23 protein-coding genes are annotated in these 24585 nt (G+C 65.1%); 18 read left to right on the top strand and 5 right to left on the bottom strand.

Annotation, left to right across the window (positions count from 1 at the left end):
- Positions 1-30 precede the first annotated feature (30 nt).
- The 3 genes from tsaB to tsaD are packed head-to-tail and all read left to right on the top strand — an operon-like array spanning position 31 to position 2218.
- Complete coding sequence (gene tsaB / locus CH305_RS26010) at positions 31-699, top strand: tRNA (adenosine(37)-N6)-threonylcarbamoyltransferase complex dimerization subunit type 1 TsaB (protein WP_094705456.1); 669 nt, start codon at positions 31-33, stop codon at positions 697-699.
- Positions 696-1187, top strand: coding sequence for a ribosomal protein S18-alanine N-acetyltransferase (gene rimI, locus CH305_RS26005; RefSeq protein WP_032404689.1), 492 nt, complete (start codon positions 696-698; stop codon positions 1185-1187). Before tsaB ends, rimI begins: the two co-directional genes overlap by 4 nt.
- Entirely contained in the window at positions 1184-2218 is a 1035-nt protein-coding gene (tsaD, locus tag CH305_RS26000) for a tRNA (adenosine(37)-N6)-threonylcarbamoyltransferase complex transferase subunit TsaD (protein ID WP_094608061.1), read from the top strand. Before rimI ends, tsaD begins: the two co-directional genes overlap by 4 nt.
- Here tsaD and CH305_RS25995 read toward each other — a convergent pair.
- Positions 2203-3921, bottom strand: a complete 1719-nt coding sequence (locus CH305_RS25995) for an Hsp70 family protein (protein WP_052077836.1) — start codon at positions 3919-3921, stop codon at positions 2203-2205. The genes tsaD and CH305_RS25995 overlap by 16 nt on opposite strands.
- 529 nt (positions 3922-4450) lie before the next feature.
- On the opposite strand from CH305_RS25995, the gene groES reads away from it, so the two are divergent.
- Entirely contained in the window at positions 4451-4750 is a 300-nt protein-coding gene (gene groES / locus CH305_RS25990) for a co-chaperone GroES (protein ID WP_008718149.1), read from the top strand.
- A gap of 97 nt (positions 4751-4847) precedes the next feature.
- Complete coding sequence (gene groL, locus CH305_RS25985) at positions 4848-6461, top strand: chaperonin GroEL (RefSeq protein WP_032404691.1); 1614 nt, start codon at positions 4848-4850, stop codon at positions 6459-6461.
- 83 nt (positions 6462-6544) lie between these two features.
- Here groL and CH305_RS25980 read toward each other — a convergent pair whose 3' ends face one another.
- Positions 6545-6838 carry a WhiB family transcriptional regulator gene (locus tag CH305_RS25980; protein WP_027496361.1) on the bottom strand — a complete coding sequence of 98 codons (294 nt, stop codon included), beginning with the start codon at positions 6836-6838 and terminating at the stop codon, positions 6545-6547.
- 668 nt (positions 6839-7506) lie between these two features.
- Here CH305_RS25980 and CH305_RS25975 point away from each other — a divergent pair.
- The 3 genes from CH305_RS25975 to CH305_RS25965 all read left to right on the top strand — a co-directional run bounded on the left by CH305_RS25975 (position 7507) and on the right by CH305_RS25965 (position 10055).
- Positions 7507-8334 (top strand): hypothetical protein, encoded by an 828-nt coding sequence (locus CH305_RS25975; RefSeq protein WP_256983992.1) that lies wholly within the window; start codon positions 7507-7509, stop codon positions 8332-8334.
- 136 nt (positions 8335-8470) lie between these two features.
- Positions 8471-9049, top strand: a complete 579-nt coding sequence (locus CH305_RS25970; RefSeq protein ID WP_032376740.1) for a sigma-70 family RNA polymerase sigma factor — start codon at positions 8471-8473, stop codon at positions 9047-9049.
- Positions 9042-10055, top strand: a complete 1014-nt coding sequence (locus CH305_RS25965) for an anti-sigma-D factor RsdA (protein ID WP_052077837.1) — start codon at positions 9042-9044, stop codon at positions 10053-10055. The genes CH305_RS25970 and CH305_RS25965 overlap by 8 nt, the downstream gene beginning before the upstream one ends.
- Positions 10056-10151: 96 nt before the next feature.
- Here CH305_RS25965 and CH305_RS25960 read toward each other — a convergent pair whose 3' ends face one another.
- The gene (locus CH305_RS25960) at positions 10152-10556 is read right to left on the bottom strand and encodes a DUF5319 domain-containing protein (RefSeq protein ID WP_032378069.1); all 405 of its coding nucleotides are present in this window, start codon (positions 10554-10556) and stop codon (positions 10152-10154) included.
- A 299-nt stretch (positions 10557-10855) separates the two neighbouring features.
- On the opposite strand from CH305_RS25960, the gene guaB reads away from it, so the two are divergent.
- The 4 genes from guaB (at position 10856) to guaA (ending at position 17135) form a co-directional block, all read left to right on the top strand.
- Positions 10856-12379 (top strand): IMP dehydrogenase, encoded by a 1524-nt coding sequence (gene guaB / locus CH305_RS25955; RefSeq protein ID WP_032376741.1) that lies wholly within the window; start codon positions 10856-10858, stop codon positions 12377-12379.
- Between the two features lie 56 nt (positions 12380-12435).
- Positions 12436-13575: a GuaB3 family IMP dehydrogenase-related protein gene (locus tag CH305_RS25950; protein ID WP_032376742.1), complete on the top strand. Its 1140-nt coding sequence runs from the start codon at positions 12436-12438 to the stop codon at positions 13573-13575.
- Between the two features lie 185 nt (positions 13576-13760).
- Complete coding sequence (locus CH305_RS25945; RefSeq protein ID WP_032376743.1) at positions 13761-15515, top strand: FAD-dependent oxidoreductase; 1755 nt, start codon at positions 13761-13763, stop codon at positions 15513-15515.
- A gap of 30 nt (positions 15516-15545) precedes the next feature.
- Positions 15546-17135: a glutamine-hydrolyzing GMP synthase gene (gene guaA / locus CH305_RS25940; protein ID WP_032376744.1), complete on the top strand. Its 1590-nt coding sequence runs from the start codon at positions 15546-15548 to the stop codon at positions 17133-17135.
- A 5-nt stretch (positions 17136-17140) separates the two neighbouring features.
- Here guaA and CH305_RS25935 read toward each other — a convergent pair whose 3' ends face one another.
- On the bottom strand, positions 17141-17401 hold the full coding sequence (locus CH305_RS25935; protein WP_230592599.1) for a hypothetical protein: 261 nt from the start codon (positions 17399-17401) through the stop codon (positions 17141-17143).
- Positions 17398-18753: a PspC domain-containing protein gene (locus CH305_RS25930; RefSeq protein ID WP_032405032.1), complete on the bottom strand. Its 1356-nt coding sequence runs from the start codon at positions 18751-18753 to the stop codon at positions 17398-17400. The genes CH305_RS25935 and CH305_RS25930 overlap by 4 nt, the downstream gene beginning before the upstream one ends.
- A 146-nt stretch (positions 18754-18899) precedes the next feature.
- Between CH305_RS25930 and CH305_RS25925 the strand changes: the two genes are divergently transcribed.
- The 6 genes from CH305_RS25925 to CH305_RS25900 are packed head-to-tail and all read left to right on the top strand — an operon-like array spanning position 18900 to position 24580.
- Positions 18900-20267, top strand: coding sequence for a sensor histidine kinase (locus CH305_RS25925; RefSeq protein ID WP_373454592.1), 1368 nt, complete (start codon positions 18900-18902; stop codon positions 20265-20267).
- Positions 20264-20911, top strand: coding sequence for a response regulator transcription factor (locus CH305_RS25920; protein ID WP_032404695.1), 648 nt, complete (start codon positions 20264-20266; stop codon positions 20909-20911). Before CH305_RS25925 ends, CH305_RS25920 begins: the two co-directional genes overlap by 4 nt.
- A 52-nt stretch (positions 20912-20963) precedes the next feature.
- Complete coding sequence (locus CH305_RS25915) at positions 20964-21971, top strand: MerR family transcriptional regulator (protein WP_094705450.1); 1008 nt, start codon at positions 20964-20966, stop codon at positions 21969-21971.
- Positions 21972-22003: 32 nt separating this feature from the next.
- Positions 22004-22759, top strand: a complete 756-nt coding sequence (locus CH305_RS25910; protein WP_094608054.1) for a hypothetical protein — start codon at positions 22004-22006, stop codon at positions 22757-22759.
- Positions 22760-22769: 10 nt separating this feature from the next.
- Positions 22770-23903, top strand: coding sequence for a sensor histidine kinase (locus tag CH305_RS25905; RefSeq protein ID WP_094608053.1), 1134 nt, complete (start codon positions 22770-22772; stop codon positions 23901-23903).
- Positions 23882-24580, top strand: coding sequence for a response regulator transcription factor (locus CH305_RS25900; RefSeq protein WP_094705448.1), 699 nt, complete (start codon positions 23882-23884; stop codon positions 24578-24580). Before CH305_RS25905 ends, CH305_RS25900 begins: the two co-directional genes overlap by 22 nt.
- Positions 24581-24585 lie beyond the last annotated feature (5 nt).

Here is a 24585-nt window from a genome sequence, read left to right as displayed (position 1 = left end):
AATCTCCGTAGACGCGTAACCTGAACCCTCGTGCTTGTACTTGCCGTCGACACCTCGACCCCCGCCGTCACCGCAGGTGTGGTGCGCCTGACGGAGGCCGCCGGTGCTCCGGTCGAAACCCTCGCCACACGGGTTCGGGTGGACGCGCGGTCGCACGCGGAGGTCCTGACGCCCAACATTCTCGAGTGCCTCACGGAGGCCCATATCACCGCGGCCGATCTCGATGCCGTCGTCGTCGGCGTCGGGCCCGGCCCCTACACCGGGTTGCGGGTGGGAATGGCAACAGCAGCGGCGTTCGGTGACGCGCTCGGGCTGCCGGTGTACGGCGTCTGCAGCCTCGACGCCATTGCGGCCGAGGTTGCCGAACCAGGGTCCCTGCTGGTGGTGACCGATGCGCGGCGTCGCGAAATCTATTGGGCCCGGTACGAAGCGGGGGTACGCACAGCGGGACCCGACGTTCTTTCACCCGCTGAACTCGACCGTCTCGGAGTGGATGCGGTCGCGGGCTCCGCTCCGCATGCCGCGCTGTTCGACCTTCCGATTCGCGACGTGCAGGCACCGTCACCGGCCGGTCTGATTCAGGTCGCGGCGGTCGATATTGCGAGTGGCGTCGTCCCGGGTCCGCTCGTTCCGCTGTATCTGCGCCGGCCCGATGCCAAGACGCTCGACGAGCGCGCCGCGGCGAAGGCCCGGCAATGACGGTAACGATCGAGCCCATGACGGTGCAGGACGCTCCTCGGTGCGCATACCTCGAGACCGTCCTCTTCGAGGGCGACGACCCGTGGTCCGAGGATGCATTCGTCGCGGAACTTGCAGCGCCGCACAATCATTACGTCACGGCGCGCGAAGGCCGCGAGGTGGTCGGCTATGCAGGCATCGCCCTTCTGGGGCAACCGAGCCGCGGTGCGTTCGTGGTCGGCGAGTCCGAGGTGCACACCATCGGCGTCGATCCTGCCCATCATCGCAGAGGGATCGGCGGACGACTGCTCGGCGAGTTGCTTCGAGCGGCCGACGAGCACGGTGGACCGGTCTTTCTCGAGGTCCGCACCGACAACGAGCCTGCTATCGAGTTGTACCGACGCGAGGGGTTCGAGATCGTGGGTACCAGGGCCAGGTACTACCAGCCGAGCGGAGCCGACGCCTTCACCATGCGTCGGCCGGAACGAACCGAAGGATCAGCCCGATGATCGTCATGGGTATCGAAAGTTCTTGCGACGAAACGGGAGTCGGGGTCGTCCGGTGGAACGCCGGGCAGTGCGAGCTGCTGGCGGACGAGGTTGCATCGAGCGTGGACGAGCACGCCCGTTATGGCGGAGTGGTGCCCGAGGTGGCGTCTCGGGCACACCTCGAAGCCATCGTGCCGACCATGCGACGAGCTCTGGCAGCGGCTGACATCGATCGTCCCGACGCCGTCGCGGTGACGATCGGGCCGGGATTGGCCGGGGCGCTGCTGGTCGGGGTCGCTGCTGCCAAGGCATACGCCGCAGCGTGGGGCGTGCCCTTCTATGCGGTGAACCATCTCGGTGGACACGTCGCGGTCGACACGCTCGAACACGGTCCGATGCCATCGTGTGTTGCGCTGTTGGTCTCCGGTGGGCACACTCATCTGCTGCACGTCGACGATCTGTCTCGGCCGATCGCCGAGCTCGGAACGACGGTCGACGACGCCGCTGGAGAGGCCTTCGACAAGGTCGCGCGACTACTCGGATTGGGCTACCCGGGCGGGCCTGCTCTCGATGCTGCTGCGCGCGAAGGTGATCCGTCCGCGATCGCGTTTCCCCGGGGAATGACCGGCCCCCGTGATGCCCGGTACGACTTCTCGTTCTCCGGCGTCAAGACTGCGGTCGCTCGATTCGTCGAGGCCAGGCAACGCGCCGGCGATCTTGTTCCGGTGGCCGACATCGCCGCATCGTTTCAGGAGTCCGTCGCCGACGTGTTGACCATGAAGGCGGTTCGTGCGGCAACCGACGTCGACGTCGACACGATCGTTCTCGGCGGGGGTGCCACGGCCAATTCGCGTATTCGGTCGTTGATCGAAAGTCGTTGTGCCGAGCAGGGTTTGACGCTGCGAATACCGAAGCCGCGGCTGTGCACGGACAACGGTGTCATGATTGCAGCCCTGGGTGCACATCTCGTCGCCGGCGGCGCTGCGCCGTCTGCGCTCACCGCAGTGACCGATCCCGGTCTGTCGGTTGCGACCAGTCAGGTTCCCGGCTGAACGTCCGGAACAGGCTCGGAGGTTCGCGGCGCAGCCGTGTCCTGTGATGTGCGGGGTTCGACGCTCAGGCCGGACACCGCAGGCGGTGGCGACCAGACGGTTGGCGGAGGCGTCAGTTCGGGAGTGGGATCGGAGCCGCGGACGACCGTCGTCGGAACCGCGATCGATTCGGTCGGTTCCACACCACTGGATTCCACACGGCTGGGTTCCACACTGCTCTGTGGCACCGCCTCGGCGGAGGGTTGCGGTGTCGGTCCGGGGCTGAGCTCGGTGGGGCCGGACGGCGTTGTCGTACCGGGGGTCTCGCCCGCATCGGGGTCGGTGGGCTCGACAGGTGCAGTGGTGGTCGGTGCGGGCGTCGTGGGCTCGGGGGTGACCGGTGTCGGCGGCACGACGGTGACACCGGTGCCTGCTCCGGGTGACGACGACTCCGGCGGCGGACCGACCGGCCATTCGATGCGCGGGAGGTCGGGAGCAGGTCGCAGCGTCGGCGTGGTGGTCGGTGCCGTGGACGTGGTGAGTCCGGACGACGAATCCGTCGACTCCACCGTGGTCGCTGCGGGTCCGACGGGATCTCCCGAGCTGCGGGCGGAGGTCGACGTATCACCGGGCGAGTAACCCTCGGCCACGGGTCGTCCCGAGTCGCCGGAGCCGGCCACGGGGTTCGTCGCGCTGCCGGCAGGGGACACACTCGGGTCGTCTGCCGGGGTCATCGTCTGTAGGCCGTAGGCGAGCACCAATCCGCCCGCGACGACGGCGGCAGCTATCGCTCCCGAGTAGCGACTCATCCGGCCTGCGGTTCGGCGTGCAGCCGAGACCAGTGGGTAGTCGGTGTCGGTCACCGATGCGGCGACCGCGGCCGCGCCCACGGCGAGCACGGCGTCGGGCTCGGGGAGGCGAATGACGCGGGCATGGAACATGTCGGTGATGGACGAGGCCAGCAGCGGGATGTGGGCACCGCCGCCGATGAGCACGATGGCCTCGGGTTCGTGGGTGCTCTCGTCGAACACTCTGCGGACGAACAGGGCTGCTTCGCGCAGGAGCGGCGATGCAGCGGTCTCGAATTCACTGCGGCCGACGGTCAGCGGTACCCCGCTGTAGCGCTCGATCCGTACTTCGTCCTCGCAGGAGAGCTGTTCCTTGATCGATCGGTACCGTGCCGATCCGATTCCGCGGTCGTCGCGAATGTCGTCGCGGAGGTTGTCACGGGTCATGTCCTGGACGAGATTCTTGACGAGAGCGTCGAGTGCGTTGCCGCTGACGACGTCCGACCGGCCGTGCGCCGATACCGTTCCAGCCGTTCGGTCGGTGACGGTGACCGACAGGCCCGACGCGCCGAGATCGACCAGAGCGATCGTGTCGTAGCCGTCGATCAGGCCGGTGGTCGCCAGGTGCGCAACTGCCGCCGCGGATTCGGGCACGAGCCGAACGTCGCGGGTGGTGTGCGCCAACGCTGCGCGAATTGCCGCGGCGTGCTCTTCGGTGCGGTAGGTGACGGCGATGGCGTCGGGTGATCGATGTCCGGGAACCATCGATGCCATGAGCTCGATCGCAGAGGTGACGAGCTCACCCATATCGGTGTTCGCCTGGCGATCGGCCGATACCGTCCGATACTCGACCGTGCGACTGCCGTCGAAGTCGACAGTGACGAGGGCTGCGCACACGACCTCGGATCCGGTGGACACTCCCACTCCTACCCGCATGGTGCACCTCCCGCCCCTGTTTGCCTGTCCGCTTCGACTGCCTTGTGCCTCATGTCGTGACACAGCTGTCGATCGTTATCGTTCGGACAGCCCCGTTATCGTAACGTTACTTCCGGTGTTTATGCGAGCGTTATATTCCGTGCGGTCGGTTATCGGGACGCTTTTCGGGGTGGTTCACCAGGCTTTTCAATGGACGAGGGCGCAGCCGGAAAAACACGGAAATCGGTAGCGGCATCGGCGTTTCGGGGCCTGATTTGCTGCGATTTGCGACTGATGGGGTCCGTGAAACTGTGCGTCGTCCGTAGCGGACGACCGTCCGGGCCCGGGCCGACTCGAATCTGGCGAACCCAGCCCTTGAGTGCTGGCACTCTCGTGTATAGAGTGCTAGTTGGCATCGAGCGAAGTCCCGGCACCCGCGACGACGGGAACGAGTTCGAGCCGTTTGTCAGGACCGCACGAGAAGTACTTACACACAGCTGTCCGGGGATCCGACCCCGGACGCGTACCCCATAACTTTGGAGGGCTCAACGTGGCGAGCGTGAAAATCAAGCCGCTCGAGGACAAGATCCTCGTCCAGGCCAACGAGGCCGAGACGACGACCGCCTCCGGTCTGGTCATCCCCGACACAGCCAAGGAGAAGCCTCAGGAAGGCACCGTCGTCGCCGTTGGCGAAGGCCGTGTCACCGAAAAGGGCAACCGCATCCCGGTCGACGTCAAAGAAGGTGACACCGTCATCTACAGCAAGTACGGCGGCACCGAGATCAAGTACGCCGGCGAGGAGTACCTGATTCTGTCGGCACGCGACGTGCTGGCAGTCATCGCCAAGTAGGCCACAACGCATCCCGCCCCGGAAGCCGATCTCGTGTCGGTGCCGGGGCGGTGTGCGTTCGATCGAGTTTCTTTACTCGAAGGAGTAACACCGAAACATGGCAAAGCAAATCCAATTCAACGAGGAAGCGCGCCGGTCACTCGAGCGCGGCGTCGACAAGCTTGCCGACGCAGTCAAGGTCACTCTCGGACCCCGAGGACGCCACGTCGTGCTGTCCAAGGCATTCGGCGGACCGACCGTCACCAACGACGGTGTGTCGATCGCTCGTGAGATCGATCTGGAAGATCCGTTCGAGAACTTGGGCGCTCAGCTGGTCAAGAGTGTCGCCACCAAGACCAACGACGTCGCAGGCGACGGAACCACCACTGCGACGGTTCTCGCGCAGGCTCTCGTGCGCGGCGGACTGAAGAACATCGCCGCCGGTGCGAACCCGATCGCACTCGGCGTCGGGATCTCCAAGGCTGCCGACAAGGTTGCCGAGGCGCTGCTCGCCGCCGCTACTCCGGTCGAGGGCAAGCAGGCCATCGCTCAGGTTGCCACCGTGTCCTCGCGTGACCCCGAGATCGGCGAGCTCGTCGGCGAGGCGCTCACCCGCGTCGGTGCCGACGGCGTGGTCACCGTCGAAGAGTCTTCGACTCTGCTCACGGAACTCTCGGTCACCGAGGGCGTTCAGTTCGACAAGGGCTACCTCTCGCCGTACTTCGTCACCGACGTCGACACGCAGGAAGCCGTACTCGAAGACGCGTACGTCTTGCTCTACCGCGAGAAGATCACCTCGCTTCCGGACTTCCTTCCCCTGCTGGAGAAGGTGGCCGAGAGCGGCAAGCCGTTGCTCATCCTCGCCGAGGACACCGAGGGCGAAGTTCTCTCGACGCTCGTCGTGAACTCGATCCGCAAGACCATCAAGGCCGTTGCCGTGAAGGCACCGTTCTTCGGTGATCGTCGCAAGGCATTCCTGGACGACCTCGCCGTCGTCACTGCGGGACAGGTCATCACTGCCGATGTCGGTCTGAGCCTGAAGGAGGCCGGCCTCGAGCTCCTCGGGCGCGCTCGTCGTGTCGTGGTCACCAAGGACGACACGACCATCGTCGACGGTGCGGGTTCCCAGGAAGACATCGATGCTCGCGTCGGCCAGTTGCGTCGTGAAATCGAGAACACCGAGTCCGAGTGGGATCGCGAGAAGCTCGAAGAGCGTCTGGCGAAGCTCTCGGGCGGCATCGCCGTCATCAAGGTCGGCGCAGCCACCGAGACCGAGCTCAAGGAACGCAAGTTCCGCGTCGACGACGCAGTGGCAGCAGCCAAGGCGGCCGTCGAAGAGGGCATCGTTCCCGGCGGTGGCTCCGCTCTGACGCAGGCAGCGTTGTCGCTGGCCGATGATCTGGGCCTGACCGGCGACGAAGCGACCGGAGTCGCCGTGGTGCGTACTGCGCTCAACGCGCCGCTGTTCTGGATCGCCACCAACGCCGGCATCGACGGTTCCGTCGTGGTCAGCAAGGTTGCCGAGCTGCCGAAGGGACACGGATTCAATGCCGCGACCCTGACGTACGGTGACCTGCTGGCAGACGGCGTCGTCGATCCGGTGAAGGTGACTCGTTCCGCTGTGGTCAATGCTGCATCGGTTGCTCGGATGATCCTGACGACCGAGAGCTCGATCGTGGAGAAGCCGGAGGAGGCCTCCGAGCCTGCTGCCGGGCACGGTCACGCTCACTGACGTTCGGTAGAACTACGACGAAGCCCCCAACCTGTATCGGGTTGGGGGCTTCGTCGTGTGTGCGTTCGTGAATGTCGCGTCGGCTAGACCGCGATACGGCGACGGTTGTGCCGGGCGTGCAGTTCTCGCTCCGTTTCGGACATTCCGCCCCAGATGCCGTACGGCTCACTGACGTTGAGAGCGTGCGTGCGGCACTGCGCGAGGACGGGGCAGCTGCGGCACATTTCCTTGGCGCGCATCTCGCGCTGTGCTCGTGCGCGGCCTCGCTCGCCGTCCGGGTGGAAGAACATGGACGAGTCGACCCCACGGCACAAGCCGTGCATCTGCCAATCCCAAATGTCGGCGTTCGGCCCAGGGAGGTGATTCGGCTGCGGCATGAAAACTCCTAGGGTGGTGTGGCTTCTCGGATTCGTGATCCGAATGCCGACAACGTTATGTGGGTCGACGAAATCCAGTCAATAGTTCTTCGTCGTGGGCAAATGCATAGTTATGGTGCCAAGAATTAACACGGGCGATATTTACTTGGACCTCACCGCGTGCGTGCCGCTCCTGTTGAAGAATCCGCGAACACGGGAGACGATAGGGAGAGCACGGCTCGGCATCGGTCCCGTCGACGCTGGGAATCAATGGCCGAAAGTGCGGCTTCGTGCGGTCGATTCTCCTGGCGTTCGTCCATGTTCTCGCTGTTCAGGGCCCTGTGAAGCCTCCAGGGGTTCGTTCGGTGCCGGCTGGTCGGCTCGGTGGGAACGGCACTGCCCGCGGCGTGCGGTGTCGGCCTCTGGAACTTCGTGTTCAGGGCCGACCCGTCCGACAACGACCGCCGAGGTTTCCCGGCACGGTTCACCGTTTCGGTCCAGCGCTTAACCTATTCGCTACACAGCGTTCAGATTGCCGTTTCCTGAACGGTCTTATTTACATTGTTAATTCCTTGAAAACTGCAATTCGTGCACTGAATGGAGAGCCCGCATCCGGTGCTGAGATCGAGTACGAATTCTCGCCACACCGGGTGGTTCTCTGCGCAGCACAAAGGCCATACCCTTGCGTCGTGCCACCAGAGCAGATCGCGCGGTCAGCCGTGACGCCCTCCGACCTCCTCGACGTCGCTTTCGGTCCGGACCCCGGCCGTTTTCCGCTCCCTGCGGCGACCGGTCCCCGCGAGAGCTGGTACCGCAGTGTGGCGTTGGCCGGGCAAGGTCGATACGGCGCGGCGGACGTCGAGCTGCGGCGGTACAGACCGGACAGCCTGGAACTCGAGTCGCTGCACGCGTCGACCAGAGCGTCATGGCTGCGTCAACTGGGTAGGCACGATCGGGCTCGTCGCTTCGACGGCAGAGCGGTGTTTCTCGTCGGTCTCGTGGGACCTTCGCGATCGAGGGACACGGTCGAAGCCCGCAGCGATGCGTTGATCGGCCTCGCCGCCGATGCGCTCGGCACGGGGCGGTTCGGGTTGGCGCAAACCCTTCTCGCGCGCAGCGAGGGGCATCGGCAGGGGCCGAACGGCGATCGGCTGTGGCGTCCGGCTCTGCGAGCTGCGTGGGTGTCTGCCGAACTGGCGATGGTGCGAGGCGATGGTCCGACGGCCGTCCGACACGCCGAATCCGCGCGAGCTCTCGCCAACGATGCCGATTCGTTACGCCACAGCATCAAGACGGACCTGGTCTTGGCGGCCGCACTGAGTTGCGCAGGGCAGACCACCCGCGCACACGATTCGGCGGTCCAGGTGGCCAGCGCTGCGGCGATACACGGCCTGCTGCCCCTGTGCTGGGCCGCGACGATGCTCTGCGAAGGAACCGGAATCGCCGACGCGGAGATGATGACCTCTGCCGATCTCGCTTCGGCGATCGATCGTCGGGGTGGTTCGTCGATCGACTGACCAGGACCGCGGTCGAAGACGGACCGAGTGGTTCGGTTGGTTCGGGGTGGTGTCGCTATCCTTGGTCACGTTCCACCACTACGTGGAAGCGCTCCCAGGCGGGTGCGTACCTGTAACGCGGGGAAAATTGTCGACGATGAACACAGCGGGTGAGGAGTTGGACTCTTTCGTCGTTGCCGCAGCGCAAGGCGATCGACTGGCTCTGTCCCGGGTCTTGGAGTTCATCCGACCACTTGTCGTCCGGTATTGCCGGGCACGAGTCGGATCGGCTGAGCGCGGTCAGCTATCGGCCGACGATGTGGCGCAGGAGGTCTGTTTGGCAGTCATGACCGCCTTGCCGCGTTACCAGGACCAAGGTCGTCCGTTCATGGCATTCGTGTACGGCATCGCGGCTCACAAGGTCGCCGATGCCCATCGCAGCGCCTCGCGTAACAAATCGGACCCGGCCGCCGAAGTACCAGATGTCGTGTCGATGGAACACGGACCGGAGCAACGTGCTCTCGAATCCGAGTCGAGTCGTCAGATGACTGCACTGCTGGACACCTTGCCCGCCAAGCACCGAGAAATTCTGGTGCTCCGACTCATCGTCGGATTGTCGGCCGAGGAAACAGCTGCGGCAGTCGGCAGCACTGCAGGCGCTATCCGCGTGGCTCAGCACCGAGCTATCGCAAAACTGAAGAACGAAGTTGTGAGAGCAGGTGAAATGTATGGCTAGGGACATTGGTCACGGTGGCTCCGGTGAGACCCCGCGTCGCGGAATCTCGCGAATCGGTGAGCACGTGAACCCCACTGGACCGAAGCAGAACGATCCCTATGCCGACATCGGTGCAGACGGTGGTCCCGTGGACCTCGTCGCCGTACGTCGTGACGATGCGTTCATCGACGCGATCAGTGGTGACGGACCGATTGCTACCGATGACGCAGACGAGTATCAACTCGCCCTTCTACTCGCCAACTGGCGAGCAGACGTGGTGTCGCCGGCGATGCCCGCCGGCCCCTCCCTCGACGTGGTCGTGGCCTCGGTGGAACGCGAGAAGCTCGCCGCCGACATGGCGCGGAGGAGCTCGGCGAATCGTGGTGGACGGATGCGTTTGCTGCGTCCCATCGCCGGTGCCGCCGCAGCGATCGCCGTGGTGATGGGTGGCCTCGTGGTCATCTCCTACAACTCGACGCCGGACGATCCGCTGTGGAGCGTCAAGTCCGTCGTGTTCTCCGAGCAAGCCGATTCGACTGTGGCGCAGATCGATACCACGTCCAAGCTGCAGGAGGCCGAAACCCTCCTGTCGTCGGGTGATGCCGATGCCGCTCGGGCTCTGCTCGACGGTGCATCGAACCGCACCTCTGCTGTGCTCGACGATTCCCAGCGCGCCGAGCTGGACCAGTGGCTGGCGCGTCTGCTGCAGGAATTGCAGGCATTGACCCTGCCTGCGCCGGTACCACCGGCACCCGTGCCGACCGTGCCTGCTCCTGTACCCAGCCCCGACCTGGTCGCCCCGCAGGCTCCGGTGGATCCGGTCACTCCAGACACGAGCGCGGTACCGATCACGCCCAGCCCGGCAACATCGACGCCCGCGGTGCCGCCTGCCACGACGAGTCCGAGTCCGACGACGACCGACGTCACACCGACGGTCCTTCTCGACCCGAACCAACCGACGGCTACCGCCGGCGGCAGTTCGTCCGAGAACCGCGATCGAATGTCGGTACCGTCCGGCGGAAGCTGAGCGAGAAACCGGACGGCACCATCCGTCCGGCCGACGAAGAAGCCCGACACGATCATCGTGTCGGGCTTCTTCGTCTTGCGGAGGTCGGGCCGTAACTCAGCTGTCGAAACCGTCGCCGTGAAGGGCGTCGTTCATCGATGCATCCGCGAAACCGCGGCAGTAGTCCCAGGTGACGTACGCGTCGGGAACAGGGTCGTAGGCCGGCTCGTGCGGTCGTACGGTGCCGTCGACCAAGAGCTGCAACAGGTTCGCGCGGAGCATGTCCCAGTCGTGGTAGTGGTCCTGCTGGCAGTCCTCGCAGCACACGACCAGACCGCGGATGCCGCGATGGCCGAGCAGTGCTTCGTACACAGCAAGGTCCGCCAGGTCTTCCTCGACGGCGAGTCGCTCCTGAGGGTCCAGGGGCTGGCCAGGCTCGATGGCGTCGAGGGCGGCCGACGGGTCGGCTGGGTCTCCGGCGAAGGGGTCCGGGGGTAAACCGGGAGGCAGTTGATCGCGCACGCCTCCACGGTACGCAGGACTGGTGGGTCTGCGCCAGCCGTTCGAAAGCGACATGCCGGACGTGAATGCCGCGCACTGGTGCCGAGGGCCGAGATTTCCGGGCCTCGGGCAGGCCGTAGTGGGAGGCATTCGCACTGGTTGTGCCCTAGCCGATACCATGGTTCACGGCGCTGAACAGATGAGTGCAAGTGCCGAAACTCCATCCGTTCTCCAATCCCGCATTGCGGTGCGCCTGCGAGCTCTCACCGGCCGCACGCCGCGCCGAAGTGCAACCAGGCTCTAGGGAGGGCCAGATTCGCATGAGTAGTCCCGGAGCCCACGTCCGCACAGGCGGCGACGATCCCACCAAGGTCGCGATGCTCGGCCTCACGTTCGACGACGTCCTGCTGCTGCCGGCCGCTTCGGATCTGATTCCCAGCTCGGTCGACACCTCCAGTCAGATCACCCGCGAGATCCGGTTGCGGGTGCCGTTGGTCAGCTCCGCCATGGACACCGTTACCGAAGCGCGGATGGCGATCGCCATGGCCCGCGCCGGCGGCATGGGCGTGCTGCACCGCAACCTGTCGCTGCAGGATCAGGCGTCTCAGGTGGAAACCGTCAAGCGCTCCGAAGCGGGCATGGTCACCGATCCGGTCACGTGCAAGCCCACCGATTCGTTGGCCGAGGTCGACGCCATGTGCGCGCGCTTCCGCATCTCGGGATTGCCCGTCACCGACGAGACCGGCGCGCTCGTCGGCATCATCACCAACCGCGACATGCGCTTCGAGGTGGACCAGAACCGCCGCGTCGCCGATGTGATGACCAAGGCTCCGCTCATCACCGCGCAGGAGGGCGTCACCGCTGAGGCCGCCCTCGGCCTGCTGCGCCGCCACAAGATCGAGAAGCTTCCGATCGTGGACGGCAAAGGCGCACTGACCGGCCTCATCACGGTCAAGGACTTCGTCAAGACCGAGCAGCATCCCAACGCCACCAAGGACCGTGACGGCCGATTGCTCGTCGGTGCCGCGGTGGGCGTCGGACAGGACGCGTGGGCTCGTTCGATGGCCCTGACCGATGCCGGTGTCGACGTCGTCATCGTCGACACCGCGCACGGCCACAATTCGCAGGTGCTGGAGATGGTCAGCAAGCTCAAGGCCGAGGTGGGCGATCGGGTTCAGGTCGTCGGCGGAAACGTCGCCACCCGTGCAGGTGCACTCGCTCTCGTCGAGGCCGGCGCGGATGCGGTCAAGGTCGGCGTCGGGCCGGGATCCATCTGCACCACCCGAGTGGTCGCAGGTGTCGGCGCTCCGCAGATCACCGCCATCCTCGAAGCCGTCGCCGCGTGCAAGCCGCACGGTGTGCCGGTCATCGCCGACGGCGGTATGCAGTTCTCCGGTGATATTGCGAAGGCACTCGCTGCAGGTGCATCGACCGCCATGCTCGGATCGCTGCTGGCCGGAACGGCCGAGTCCCCCGGAGAGCTGATTCTGGTGGGCGGCAAGCAGTTCAAGAGCTACCGCGGCATGGGTTCACTCGGTGCCATGCAGGGGCGTGGGGGAGCGAAGTCGTTCTCCAAGGACCGTTACTTCCAGGACGACGTGCTGGCCGAGGACAAGTTGGTGCCCGAGGGCATCGAAGGCCGTGTCCCGTATCGCGGACCGTTGAATCAGGTCATTCACCAGCTCACCGGTGGTCTGCGAGCTGCGATGGGCTACACCGGGTCCAACTCGATCGAAGACCTGCAGAAGGCTCAGTTCGTGCAGATCACCGCGGCCGGGCTCAAGGAGAGCCATCCGCACGACATCACGATGACCGCAGAGGCCCCGAACTACACCACCCGATAGTCGATTCGGCCTCACTCGGCCGACTCGATTCGCTCTCGAAGTAGAAAGGTGCGCGCGTGCGCGACCTCGTTGAAATCGGCATGGGCAGAGAAGCCCGCCGCACCTACCAGCTGGACGACGTGGACATCGTGCCGTCCCGTCGTACTCGGTCGTCGAAGGAGGTGTCTACGGCGTGGCAACTCGACGCGTACCGCTTCGACATCCCGGTGCTCGCCCATCCGACCGATGCCCTGGTCTCGCCCGCGTTCGCGATCGAGCTGGGTCGCCAGGGTGGACTCGGAGTCGTCAACGGTGAGGGCCTCTGGGCCCGCCATGCGGACGTACAGGCCAAGTTGGATCAGCTGATCCATATCGCCGAGACCGATCTCGATCCCGATGCGCCCATCGCATTTCTGCAGGAGTTGCATGCCGCGCCGCTGCAGCCCGATCTGCTGTCGGCCGCAGTCGGCCAGGTCCGCGATTCCGGGGTCACCGTGGCGGTGCGGGTGAGTCCGCAGAACGCACGTGCGTTGACACCCGCTCTGGTCGCCGCCGGCCTGGATCTGTTGGTCATCCAGGGCACCATCATCTCCGCCGAGCACGTGGCGCACGGCGACGAGGAGCCGCTCAACCTCAAGACGTTCATCGCCGAACTGGACGTCCCCGTCATCGCCGGTGGCGTCAGCGATCACCGCACTGCGCTGCACCTGATGCGCACGGGTGCGGCGGGTGTCATCGTCGGCTACGGCTCCGTCGAAGGCGGCACGACCACCGGTGAGGTGCTCGGCATCGGTGTTCCGATGGCCACCGCGATCGCCGACGCGGCAGCCGCGCGTCGGGACTACCTGGACGAGACCGGCGGGCGGTACGTGCACGTCATCGCCGACGGCGACATCACCACCTCCGGTGCGTTGGCCAAGGCCATCGCCTGCGGAGCCGACGCTGCGGTTCTGGGAGCCCCGTTGGCCGTCGCCGCGGAGGCTCCCGGTGGCGGCTGGTACTGGCCGTCGGCGGCGGCGCATCCGTCGATGCCGCGTGGTGCGTTGCTGCCGATGTCGGCGGGGGAGCGTCCGAGCCTCGATCAGGTGCTGCACGGGCCGTCGCGCGAGTCGTACGGCTCGATCAACCTGGTCGGCGGACTGCGTCGGTCGATGGCGAAGTCGGGATACTCCGATCTCAAGGAATTCCAGAAGGTGGGCCTGAACGTCAGGGCCTGATCAAGTCTTTTCCAGCAGGGCGCGCACTCCTTTCCATCGGGGTGCGCGCCCTTTCTGTTGCATGTCGTCCACCTGAGCCGACCCTGAGTTGGTGATACCTCTCGTAACAGCTAGAATTGTTTGTGGCGGTAGTCACATGGGGGTGTGCATACTGTTCGACAGCAACGGATGTAGCGGAGGTCACCATGGGTTCAGCTGTTCGCGCCACGGATTACGACGTTCTGATCGTCGGTTCGGGCTTCGGCGGAAGTGTCACTGCGCTGAGGCTGGTGGAGAAGGGATACCGCGTCGGAATCCTGGAAGCCGGGCAACGCTTCGAGGACAAGGACTTCGCGAAGAACAGTTGGGATCTCAAGCGCTTCCTGTGGGCACCGAAGCTGGGCCTGTACGGAATCCAGCGCGTGCACCTGTTGCGCGATTGCCTCATCCTCGCCGGTGCCGGAGTGGGCGGTGGATCACTGAACTACGCGAACACCCTCTACAAGCCTCAGGCGCCGTTCTTCGAGGACAAGCAGTGGGCGCACATCACCGACTGGAGCAGTGAGCTCTCTCCGTTCTACGACCAGGCCACCCGCATGCTCGGCGTGGTGCGCAATCCACACATGACCCCTGCTGACGAGGTGATGAAGTCGGTCGCCGAGGACATGGGTGTCGCCGACACTTTCATCCAGACACCGGTGGGCGTGTTCTTCGGTGACGAACCCGGCAAGACCGTTCCGGACCCGTACTTCGGTGGTGCCGGCCCCGAGCGCACCGGATGCATCGAATGCGGTGAGTGCATGACGGGGTGTCGCCACGGTGCCAAGAACACCCTGTTGAAGAACTACCTCGGCTTGGCCGAGCGCGCGGGAGCCGAGATCGTGCCGATGACGACGGTGTCCGGCCTTCGCCCCCGATCCGACGGCACCTGGGACGTCGACACCGAGCGCACCGGTGCTCGGCTCCGCAAGGGCAAGAAGACCTACAGCGCCGCCAATGTCGTGTTGGCCGCGGGCACCTGGGGCACCCAGAATCTGCTGCACAAGATGAAAGACACGGGCGCGCTGCCCAAACTGTCGGACACGCTCGGCGAACTGACTCGCACCAACTCCGAGTCGATCGTCGGAGCGGCCAAGCTGGCGGTCGATCCGAACATGGACCTGACGCGCGGAGTCGCCATCACGTCCTCGTTCCACCCCAGCCCCAACACGCACATCGAGCCGTGCCGCTACGGCAAGGGCTCGAACGCGATGGGCATGCTGCAGACCCTGATGACCGACGGCGGAGGCAAGATTCCGCGGTGGCTCAAGTTCGTGTTCGCGATGATCGCGCATCCGATTCAGTTCGTCCGTGTGGTCAACGTCCGGCACTGGAGCGAGCGCACCATCATCGCGCTGGTGATGCAGAACCTGGACAACTCGATCACCACGTTCACCAAGCGTGGGCCGTTCGGCCGCAAGATCTCCAGCAGGCAGGGCCACGGGGAGCCGAATCCGACGTGGATCCCCGAGGGCAACGACGCCACCCGGCGCATCGCCAAGAAGATCGGCGGCGTCGCAGGCGGCACCTGGGGCGAGCTGTTCAACATCCCGCTCACCGCACACTTCCTCGGCGGCTGCGCCATCGCGTCGGATTCGGCGCACGGCGTCATCGATCCGTACCACCGCGTCCACGGATACCCGACGCTGAGCGTGGTGGACGGGGCGGCCGTGTCGGCAAACCTCGGGGTGAACCCGTCGCTGACCATCAGCGCGCAGGCCGAGCGGTCCGCCGCACTGTGGCCGAACAAGGGCGAGCTGGATCTTCGTCCGGCACAGGGGCTTCCGTATCAGCGGCTCGATCCCATCGCCCCCAATTCGCCGGTCGTTCCGGTGGACGCTCCGGGTGGACTGAGATTGCCTATCGTCGAGATCAGGTCAGGCTCCGCGGCGCTGCACGTCGAGCATTCGGGTGTTGCGTAAGCACTACAGCGGTCCCACTAGACTGACCCGGTGACCGACTCCACTGCACACGATCCCGCACACGCACGCCCGGTTCTCGTCGTCGACTTCGGTGCCCAGTACGCGCAGTTGATCGCCCGCCGTGTGCGTGAGGCCAACGTGTACTCCGAGGTGATCTCGCATACCGCCACCGCCGAGGAGATTGCGGCAAAGGATCCGGTCGCGCTGGTGCTCTCCGGTGGACCGTCGAGCGTCTACGCCGACGGGGCACCCGAACTGGACTCGACGCTCCTCGACCTCGGCATCCCCGTGTTCGGAATCTGCTACGGATTCCAGGCCATGGCTCAGGCCCTCGGCGGAACCGTCGAGCACACCGGAACGCGGGAGTACGGTCGCACCCAGCTCAGCGTGGACGGCGGTCGTCTGCACGACGGTTTGCCTGCGACCCAGCCGGTGTGGATGAGCCACGGCGACGCGGTCACCGCGGCCCCGGAGGGCTTCACCGTCACTGCCACCAGCGCCGGGGCACCGGTTGCGGCCTTCGAGAACGAGGCCAAGCGGATGGCCGGAGTGCAGTATCACCCCGAGGTTCTGCACTCCCCGCACGGGCAGCAGGTACTGAGTCGGTTCCTGCACGAGACGGCAGGCATCGCTCCGGACTGGACAGCGGCCAATATCGCCGACGCTCTGATCGAGGCAGTTCAGGAGCAGGTCGGTCCTACGGGTAAGGCCATCTGTGGTCTGTCCGGAGGAGTCGACTCCGCGGTGGCGGCAGCTCTCGTGCAGCGCGCAATCGGCGACCGGTTGACCTGTGTCTTCGTCGACCATGGATTGCTGCGCGCCGGCGAGCGCGAGCAGGTTCAGCAGGATTTCGTGGCTGCCACCGGTGCCAAGCTCGTCACCGTCGATGCGGTCGACACCTTCCTCGGTGCGCTCGAGGGCGTCTCCGATCCGGAGGAGAAGCGCAAGATCATCGGCCGCGAGTTCATCCGTAGTTTCGAGGGCGCCGTCACCGAGGTGCTGGGTGAGAACGCCGAGCACGGTGACTCCGTCGAGTTCCTGGTGCAGGGCACGCTCTACCCGGATGTCGTGGAGTCCGGTGGTGGTTCGGGAACCGCCAACATCAAGAGCCATCACAATGTGGGCGGTTTGCCGGACGATCTGCAGTTCGCCCTGGTCGAGCCGTTGCGAGCGTTGTTCAAGGACGAGGTTCGTGCCGTAGGGCGTGAACTGGGACTGCCCGAGGACATCGTCGGAAGACAACCTTTCCCCGGACCCGGACTGGCCATTCGTATCGTCGGAGAGATCACTGCGGATCGGCTGGCCACATTGCGTCATGCGGATTCCATTGTCCGAGAAGAACTTACGGTTGCCGGCTTGGATCAGCAGATCTGGCAGTGCCCGGTGGTGCTGCTGGCGGACGTCCGCAGTGTCGGAGTGCAGGGCGACGGTCGCACCTACGGTCATCCGATCGTGCTGCGTCCGGTGTCGAGCGAGGACGCTATGACTGCGGACTGGACCCGACTGCCGTACGACGTGCTGGAAACGATTTCGACTCGGGTGACCAACGAGGTTCCGGAGGTCAACCGAGTCGTTCTCGACGTGACGAGCAAGCCGCCGGGCACCATCGAGTGGGAGTGAGCGCGTCAGCTTCTTCTGCTGGGGCCCAATAGAAGAGCGACTCCGACGGCGACCGCAGCGATCACGAAGACCCAGCGAAATTGCACGTCGCCCAGAGCGACGATCGCATCCTGTCCGATGATTGCTGCGACCGAGACGACCATGGCGGCCAGTCCGGCAAGCAACAGCAGCGCCGACGGTCCGCGGCGGTTCGAGTTCTGCGCCTCGGTGTCGGAATCGCTGTCGCCGTAGTCGTGGCCGATGCTGTCGGCGTTGTTCTTCTTCACTTCTGCACCTTCAATTCGCCGAATGCCACATCTCCCACAATCGTCAAGACTGGGTCATCGGGGCTCGTTGCCGGGCCGAACCGTGTTTCGGTGGGGCACGAACCCAGCGCCGCCTCGCACTCCACGGTGACGTTCATCGAATCGGGCACGGTGACCGTCGCATTGCCCAACGCCACATCGATCTTCACCCTGTCGTTCTCGGTCAGGTCGAGGCCGGTGAGATCGAGATCTAGCTCACCGAGACCGACGTCGTACGTCGGAGCGAGGTCGGCAATGGTCGACGGAACGACCCGTTGGGTTCCCGACGCACCGTTGCCCAGGTCCACCGGCCCGACCGCCGATGCCAGGACGACGAATCCGGCCAGGGGTGCCGCGACCACCAACAGCCCGTAGCCCTTGCGGAGGAAGGCTCCGAGGATCAGCCCGGCCGAGATGATCGCCAACGCGACGGCTCCGACGCGTCCCGCTGTGGCCCAGTCCCCGCCGGACGCGGCTCCGACCGCGGCGGTGACGGCAGCTCCGAGCAGTGCAAGGCCGAGAAAGCTTGCTGTCCAACGTGATCGGTGCTTACGCTCGATCGCCGCCGGTGGGAATGCCGGTGCCGGTTCGGGGAGATCCCAGGCGAACGGAGCCACCCCGAGCGGATCCCACGACGGGGGAGTCACCGTCGGCGTTTCGGCCGGCCTCTGCTTGTTCAGATTCACGGTGTGGTCTGCACCGGAGTCTGCAGCATCGGAGCTATCGGCTGCTTTCGGCGTCGGAACGTAACTGGTCGGCAATGTCGTGTACGGGCTGTAGTGCTCCTGCTGAAACTGCGGCGGCCGATACTGCGCAGCCGTCCACTGCTCCGCTGACGTACTGTACGAGCCGAAAGGCTTGGGGGCGTAGTAGTTTCGGGAGAACTCTTCCGTCCGCATATACGGCGGCGGCTCGGGGCAACGCTGATGCAGCAACCACAGGCCACCGAGCATGGCCAACAGCGAGATGAGCCCCGAACCTCCGAGTCCGACACCTACCGGGCCTATCGTCGACACCGCGATCACCAACGCCACCGCGACGACGACCATCTTGGTCGTCGAGTCGGAACTGGTGCCGCGGCCGACGAGTGACTCTGCGCCCGACGCAGTGTCACCGGCTCGGCTGAGTACCAACCACGCCGCCAGATACAGCACGATGCCGGTGCCGCCGAACAGGGTGGACACGACGAACGCGACCCGAATCAGAACAGGATCCACGTCGTAGCGATAGCCGATACCGGCCGCGACACCCGCCACATGTCCGCGTTGCGGCAATCGGTGCGGACGGGTTCGCCACATCTGCTGAATTTGATCCGAGACGGTCACGTTGCTCATGACAACCATCGTGGCGTCCCCGATCGAGAAACACATCAGGGATACCCCTGATATCGACCCCGAGCGTGATCGGACGTCGGCGAAGGCGCGAAACATCAGGGCGAACCCTGATGCGACACTCGCCTCGTCCGTGTCAGGATCGATGCGTGCACCCTGTCGACAATCCACCCGTTGACGCCGCCCGCAACGCACCATCCGTAGCCGGCGACGCGCCGGTCGCTCCTGTCACCTCGATTCCCCCAGCTCCTGCTTTTCCTGTCGCTCCTGCACGCTCTGCTCCTGACCCTTATCGACGACGCGGCGGCGGACGCATCGTCGGCGGCGTCGCCGGGGGTCTGGCCGACCATCTCGGCGTCGACGTCTTCAAGATTCGGGTGGCGTTCGCGCTGCTCGCGGCCTCGGCCGGTGCCGGAATCGCCGCCTACGGCCTGATCTGGATGTTCACGCCCGCCGGCGACGACACGGCACACCCGAGTGCCGCCGAACGTCAGCGTGCGCTGGGGTTGGCTGCCATCGGTCTCGGCCTCGCGGTGGGGCTCGCCTGGCTCCTCAGTGGTACTGCCGCATCGGTCATCGTGCCGATCATCGTCGTGGTGGTCGGTGCAGCGCTGGTGTGGCGCGAGTTCGACGTCGAGGGTCCGCGCACGGCTTTGGGACTGCCCAAGCATCCGACCGTGCTGAGCTGGGCGCGGGTCGTCGGCGGAGCGACATTGATCGTCCTCGGGCTGGGGGTGGTGGTCCTTGCCCGCGTCGATTTGGCCGCACTGCGTTCGTCGCTGCTGGCGGTGGTGGTCACCCTCGTCGGCGTCGGCCTGTTGACGGTTCCCATCTGGCTGCGTACGTGGCGTGCGCTCGGTGCCGAGCGGTCTGCGCGTATACGTAACGACGAACGTGAGGAGATTGCCTCGCACTTGCACGACTCGGTGCTGCAGACACTCGCCTTGATCCAGAAGCAGTCCGATCGGCCGCAGGAGGTGATGCGGTTGGCGCGCGGGCAGGAGCGGGAGCTTCGCAGATGGCTGTTCGACGGCGGCGACACCGACAACTCCAGCTTGGCCGACGCCCTGAAGACAATCTCCGGTGAGGTCGAGGATCAGCACGGTGTGACCGTCAGACCCATCACCGTCGGAGACGTACATCTTCTGCCCGACGACGTCGAATCCGGCCTGTCCAGGGAAAGTTTCACCGCGCTGCTCGGTGCCACACGCGAGGCACTGGTCAACGCGGCCAAGCATTCCGGTGAGACCAACATCGACCTGTTCGCCGAAACCGAAGCGGAGCAGGTCAGTATCTTCGTCCGCGACCGCGGAACCGGGTTCGACGAAACCGAGGTACCCGAGGACCGGCAGGGCCTGGCGAAGTCCATCAGGGGTCGTGTCGAGCGCCGCGGCGGCACCGTGCAGGTACGGTCGACCGTCGGCAAGGGCACCGAAGTACGCATCTTCATGCCCCGCAACGGCAGTACTGTGACCACTGAATCGCCCGAATCCAACCAGCAGGAGCAGCCGACGTGACCGACCCGTTCCGAGTTTTCCTGGTCGACGATCACGCGGTCTTCCGCTCGGGCGTGCGAGCCGAACTCGGCCGGGAGGCGGACATCGAGGTGGTCGGTGAAGCGGGAGGCGTCGCCGAGGCGGTATCGGGTATCGACTCGACGAAACCCGATGTGGTGTTGCTCGACGTGCACATGCCCGACGGCGGTGGCGTGGCCGTGCTGAATCGCATCGCCGAGGGGCCGGTGTGCCTAGCGCTGAGTGTGTCCGACGCGGCCGAGGACGTCATTGCCGTCATCCGCGCCGGGGCGAGGGGGTACGTGACCAAGACCATCTCCGGTGCGGAGCTCGCCGACGGTGTTCGACGCGTCGCCGGGGGAGACGCGGTTTTCAGCCCGCGTCTGGCAGGGTTCGTCCTCGATTCGTTCACCGGTCGTAGTGCTGCCCCGGAGCCCCCGCTGGATCCGGAACTGGATTCGCTGACGCCCCGTGAACTGGAGGTGCTGCGGTTGCTGGCGCGCGGATACACCTATCGCGAGATCGCCGAGGATCTGTTCATCTCCGTCAAGACCGTCGAGACTCATGCATCGAATGTTCTCCGAAAGACCCAGCAGTCCAACAGGAACGCACTCACGCGATGGGCGCACAAGCGTCGAATCGACTAACCGTCGGCGTCACGCTTGACCTTCGACCAACCCGAAGCCTCAGGATTTCACCATGACTGATTCGGACGAAGAATTCCTGACCATCGGTGTGTTCGCTCGCTCGAGCGGGCTGACCCCGAGTGCCCTGCGCTTCTACGACGACTGTGGATTGCTCGTCCCGGCGTCCATCGACTCGAAGTCCGGCTATCGCTACTACACTCGTGCACAGTCGAAGCGGGCCAACATCATTCGACAACTGCGCGAGATCGGGATGCCACTCGACAAGGTGACCGCCGCCCTCGACGGCGACGGAGCCGCGGCGGTCGAGATCGTGGATCGACACGTCGAGGAGCTTGCCGCGAATGCGCGCGCGGCAGCCGAGGCTGCGGTGTCGATCCGCCGGCTGTTCGACGAAAAGTACTGCACGGCAACGGTATCTGCCGCAGAATTTGCCTCCGCAGTGGAGCAGGTCTCGTCGGCAGCCGGGACGAGTGACGATTTCCCTGTGTTGCGAGGCGTCCTGATCGAGGTGGACGGCGGCACCGTCACTCTCACTGCGACGGATCGGTATCGACTCTCCACCCGCAGTCTCGTGGCGCAGTGTTCGGCAGGCACCCCGTGGTCTCGAATCGCAGCGGTCGGCTCACTCGGGACGGTGACCGCAACCGGCACCCTCGTGCTGACGGCAACCGACGACGCGATGGTGATCGACTCCAACGGTGCTCGGGCCGAGGTGGATCCGGTCGACGGCGAGTTCCCCGACTGGCGGGCGATCATGGACGGTTTGGCTCCGACCGTGACGAGGGTTGTACTTCGACGCGATTTCGTTCCGCTCGACGGCGGCACCATTCGCATGACCGCCGGGCCGGACGGCGTCTCGGTCGATGGCGTTCCGGTTCCCGCGCAGGTGACCGGATCGGAAAGCGTGGTGTTCTTCGACGCGGCCGTCCTGCAGGCGGCCGTCGCCTCGGCTGTCGGACCCGACCTGATGCTCGACATCGCTGCACCGGATCACCCGATGCTGGTGCGCTCCGCGCTCGACGGCGCTCTGACGACGCTGGTGATGCCGGTTCGTGGCTGATCGAGTGCTTCCTGTCGTCGAAAGTCGGCGAAGTGTCGACTTTCGATGACTGGGTACGAGCTCCCACACTCGATACCGTCGACGGTATGGACGACAAGATGCTCGGGGAGACGCCACCGGCGGTGCTGTGGTTCTCTCGTGGTGATCGAATTCTGCTGATCGCCGGGGCAATGCTGATGGGCGGACTGCTGGGATTCGCGGTGCCGTACGTGGCGGAGTGGGGAGCGTCGCTCACCTGGATACCGTTCCAGGGTCCGTTGGAGTTGATCGCGTCGTGGTCACAGTGGTGGGTGCGGTACGTCTGTATCGCGGTGGGGGTTCTGCTCGGGTTGGCGCTGGTGGCTGCCGCGTTCTACGACACTGCGCGGGTGGCGGTATCGGAGGTGCACGTACGCATCACCGAGAAGGGCGAGACCGCCACGGTGTCCAGATCGCAGGTGGGTACCGTGTTCGTCGACGGTAAGGACCTGGTGTTGCTCGACGCAGCCTCGCGTCAGTTGGTGCGAGTACCGAGCGAGGAGAAGCGTGAGGCGATCGAGGCGGCATTCGAGCAGCGGGGTTACTCGGTTGCGCCCGGTGATCCCTACGAGGATCTCTATCACCTGTGGGTGCCCGAGACGCCAGGCCTGGCACCGGAGGTGAATGCGGTGCTCAAAGCTCGGGACATGGCGCTGAAGAAGAAGGCGGGTTCCGATGCGCGCGAATTGCGTTCGGAGCTCGACAGACTCGGTGTAGTAGTGCGCGACAAGAAGACCAGTCAATACTGGCGTCCCCTGGTTCGATCATGACGGTCGGATCATGACCCTGTTGCGAAAACATCGAGACCGCGCATGGGACGTCGCCGCCATCGTGTTCGCCCTGTTGTTGGTGTTATCGGTAGCCGCCGGAACCGAGGGGATGACCACCACCCGAACGGTCGTATCGATCGTCGTGGGGGTGCTCGGTGCCGTGTTGCTGTGGTGGCGTCGCCGGTGGCCGATCGAGATCGCGGTAGCGCTGGCCGTGTGCGCTGTTCTCACCGATGCAGTGGGCGGTGCCGAACTGGTGGCCGTCTTCACCGTGGCGTCCCGAAAGTCGTGGCGAGTCACCACTGCGGTGGTGGTTCTGCACCTGCTGGCATCGGTGATCTGGACGACCGTATGGGTCGAACAGTCGATTCTGTACATCGCGATGACCAGTCTTGCCTTTCTGAGCATTCCGGCGGCATGGGGCATCGTCGTCAAGTCTCGCCGCGAGGTGATCGACTCGTTGCGCGAGCGGGCCGAGCGGGCCGAGTCGGAGTCGAACCTGCGGGCCGAGACCGTTCGCGGGCTCGAACGTGAGCGGATCGCCCGGGAGATGCACGACGCTCTTGCGCATCGGATCTCGTTGGTCAGTCTCCATGCGGGTGCGCTCGAGGTCCGGCCGGATGTCGGTGCGCGGGAGGTCGAGGCGCTCGCGTCGACCATCAGATCCAATGCGCACGGGGCCCTGGAGGATTTGCGGGAGATACTGGGAGTACTTCGATCGGGCGACGTGAACGTGCCGCGTCCACAACCGGGTGTAAACGATATTGCTGTGCTGATCGAGGATTCGGAGAAAGCCGGTACACAGGTGACGTTCGTCGACGAGATGCCTGTGAACCTCTCGCTGCCTGCCTCTGCCTCTCGCACCGTTCACCGTGTGATTCAGGAGGGCCTGACCAATGCCAGAAAGCATGCGCCGGGGTTGCCGGTGCGATGTGGAATTACCCAGGTCGACAACGAGATTCGAGTGTGGCTGGAAAACAGCATCGGCACAGGGGGATTCGCGACAGTACCGGGTTCTCGATCGGGAATGATCGGCCTCACCGAGCGAGTCGAGTTGGCGGGAGGGCGAATCGAGTACGGTATCGCCCGAAGCAGCGTCGGAGTGGTCTACCGTCTGGAAGCATGGCTACCGTGTCCGAACTGACCGATGGTCCCGAAGCGGGCAAGACACTCGAGGTGTTGCTGGTCGACGACGACGCGTTGGTCCGGGCCGGTTTGTCGCTCATTCTGAGTTCGGATCCGGGTATCGCAGTGGTCGGTGAGGCGTCCGACGGTCGCGGCGGTATCGAGGCAGTGCACGCGTTGTCTCCCGACGTGGTTCTGATGGATGTTCGGATGCCCGTCCTGGACGGTCTGGCTGCCACCGAAATGCTTCGAGCAGAGGGCTTTTCAGCGGCAATCGTGGTGTTGACCACGTTCGACACCGACGAATATCTGCTGCGTGCTCTGCGGGCGGGGGCCAACGGGTTCTTGCTCAAGGACACGCCACCGCGCGACATCATCGACGCGGTGCATCGCGTCGGAACCGGGGAGTCGATGTTGTCGCCGACGGCCGTCGGACGCTTGGTTGCCCACTGGCGCGAGCAGGACGCTCGATCACACGACTCCGCCACGGCGCGAGCGCGAGCGGTACTCGATTCTCTCACCGATCGGGAACGTGAGGTGGCAGTTGCCGTCGGATCGGGAAAGTCCAACGCGGAGATCAGCGCGGAGTTGTACATGAGTGTGGCAACGGTGAAGACCTACGTGTCACGGATCCTGACGAAGCTGGAGTGCAGCAACAGGGTTCAGATTGCGATCATCGTGCACGAGTCGCGTTGAGGGCT

This window comes from Rhodococcus sp. 15-649-2-2, from assembly GCF_002258645.1.
Taxonomy (GTDB): Bacteria; Actinomycetota; Actinomycetes; order Mycobacteriales; family Mycobacteriaceae; genus Rhodococcoides.
Note: the sequence above shows the minus strand (reverse complement) of the source record. Positions and strands in the feature narration are given on the sequence as shown.

What these genes read in the sequence shown, in the direction of transcription:
- CH305_RS25930 (WP_032405032.1), bottom strand. Translation starts at nt 18,753, where the DNA reads ATGAGCAACGTGACCGTCTCGGATCAAATTCAGCAGATGTGGCGAACC.
- CH305_RS25905 (WP_094608053.1), top strand. Translation starts at nt 22,770, where the DNA reads ATGACCCTGTTGCGAAAACATCGAGACCGCGCATGGGACGTCGCCGCC.
- CH305_RS25980 (WP_027496361.1), bottom strand. Translation starts at nt 6,838, where the DNA reads ATGCCGCAGCCGAATCACCTCCCTGGGCCGAACGCCGACATTTGGGAT.
- rimI (WP_032404689.1), top strand. Translation starts at nt 696, where the DNA reads ATGACGGTAACGATCGAGCCCATGACGGTGCAGGACGCTCCTCGGTGC.
- CH305_RS25970 (WP_032376740.1), top strand. Translation starts at nt 8,471, where the DNA reads ATGAACACAGCGGGTGAGGAGTTGGACTCTTTCGTCGTTGCCGCAGCG.
- CH305_RS25995 (WP_052077836.1), bottom strand. Translation starts at nt 3,921, where the DNA reads ATGCGGGTAGGAGTGGGAGTGTCCACCGGATCCGAGGTCGTGTGCGCA.
- tsaD (WP_094608061.1), top strand. Translation starts at nt 1,184, where the DNA reads ATGATCGTCATGGGTATCGAAAGTTCTTGCGACGAAACGGGAGTCGGG.
- CH305_RS25945 (WP_032376743.1), top strand. Translation starts at nt 13,761, where the DNA reads ATGGGTTCAGCTGTTCGCGCCACGGATTACGACGTTCTGATCGTCGGT.
- groL (WP_032404691.1), top strand. Translation starts at nt 4,848, where the DNA reads ATGGCAAAGCAAATCCAATTCAACGAGGAAGCGCGCCGGTCACTCGAG.
- CH305_RS25900 (WP_094705448.1), top strand. Translation starts at nt 23,882, where the DNA reads ATGGCTACCGTGTCCGAACTGACCGATGGTCCCGAAGCGGGCAAGACA.
- CH305_RS25965 (WP_052077837.1), top strand. Translation starts at nt 9,042, where the DNA reads ATGGCTAGGGACATTGGTCACGGTGGCTCCGGTGAGACCCCGCGTCGC.
- guaB (WP_032376741.1), top strand. Translation starts at nt 10,856, where the DNA reads ATGAGTAGTCCCGGAGCCCACGTCCGCACAGGCGGCGACGATCCCACC.
- CH305_RS25915 (WP_094705450.1), top strand. Translation starts at nt 20,964, where the DNA reads ATGACTGATTCGGACGAAGAATTCCTGACCATCGGTGTGTTCGCTCGC.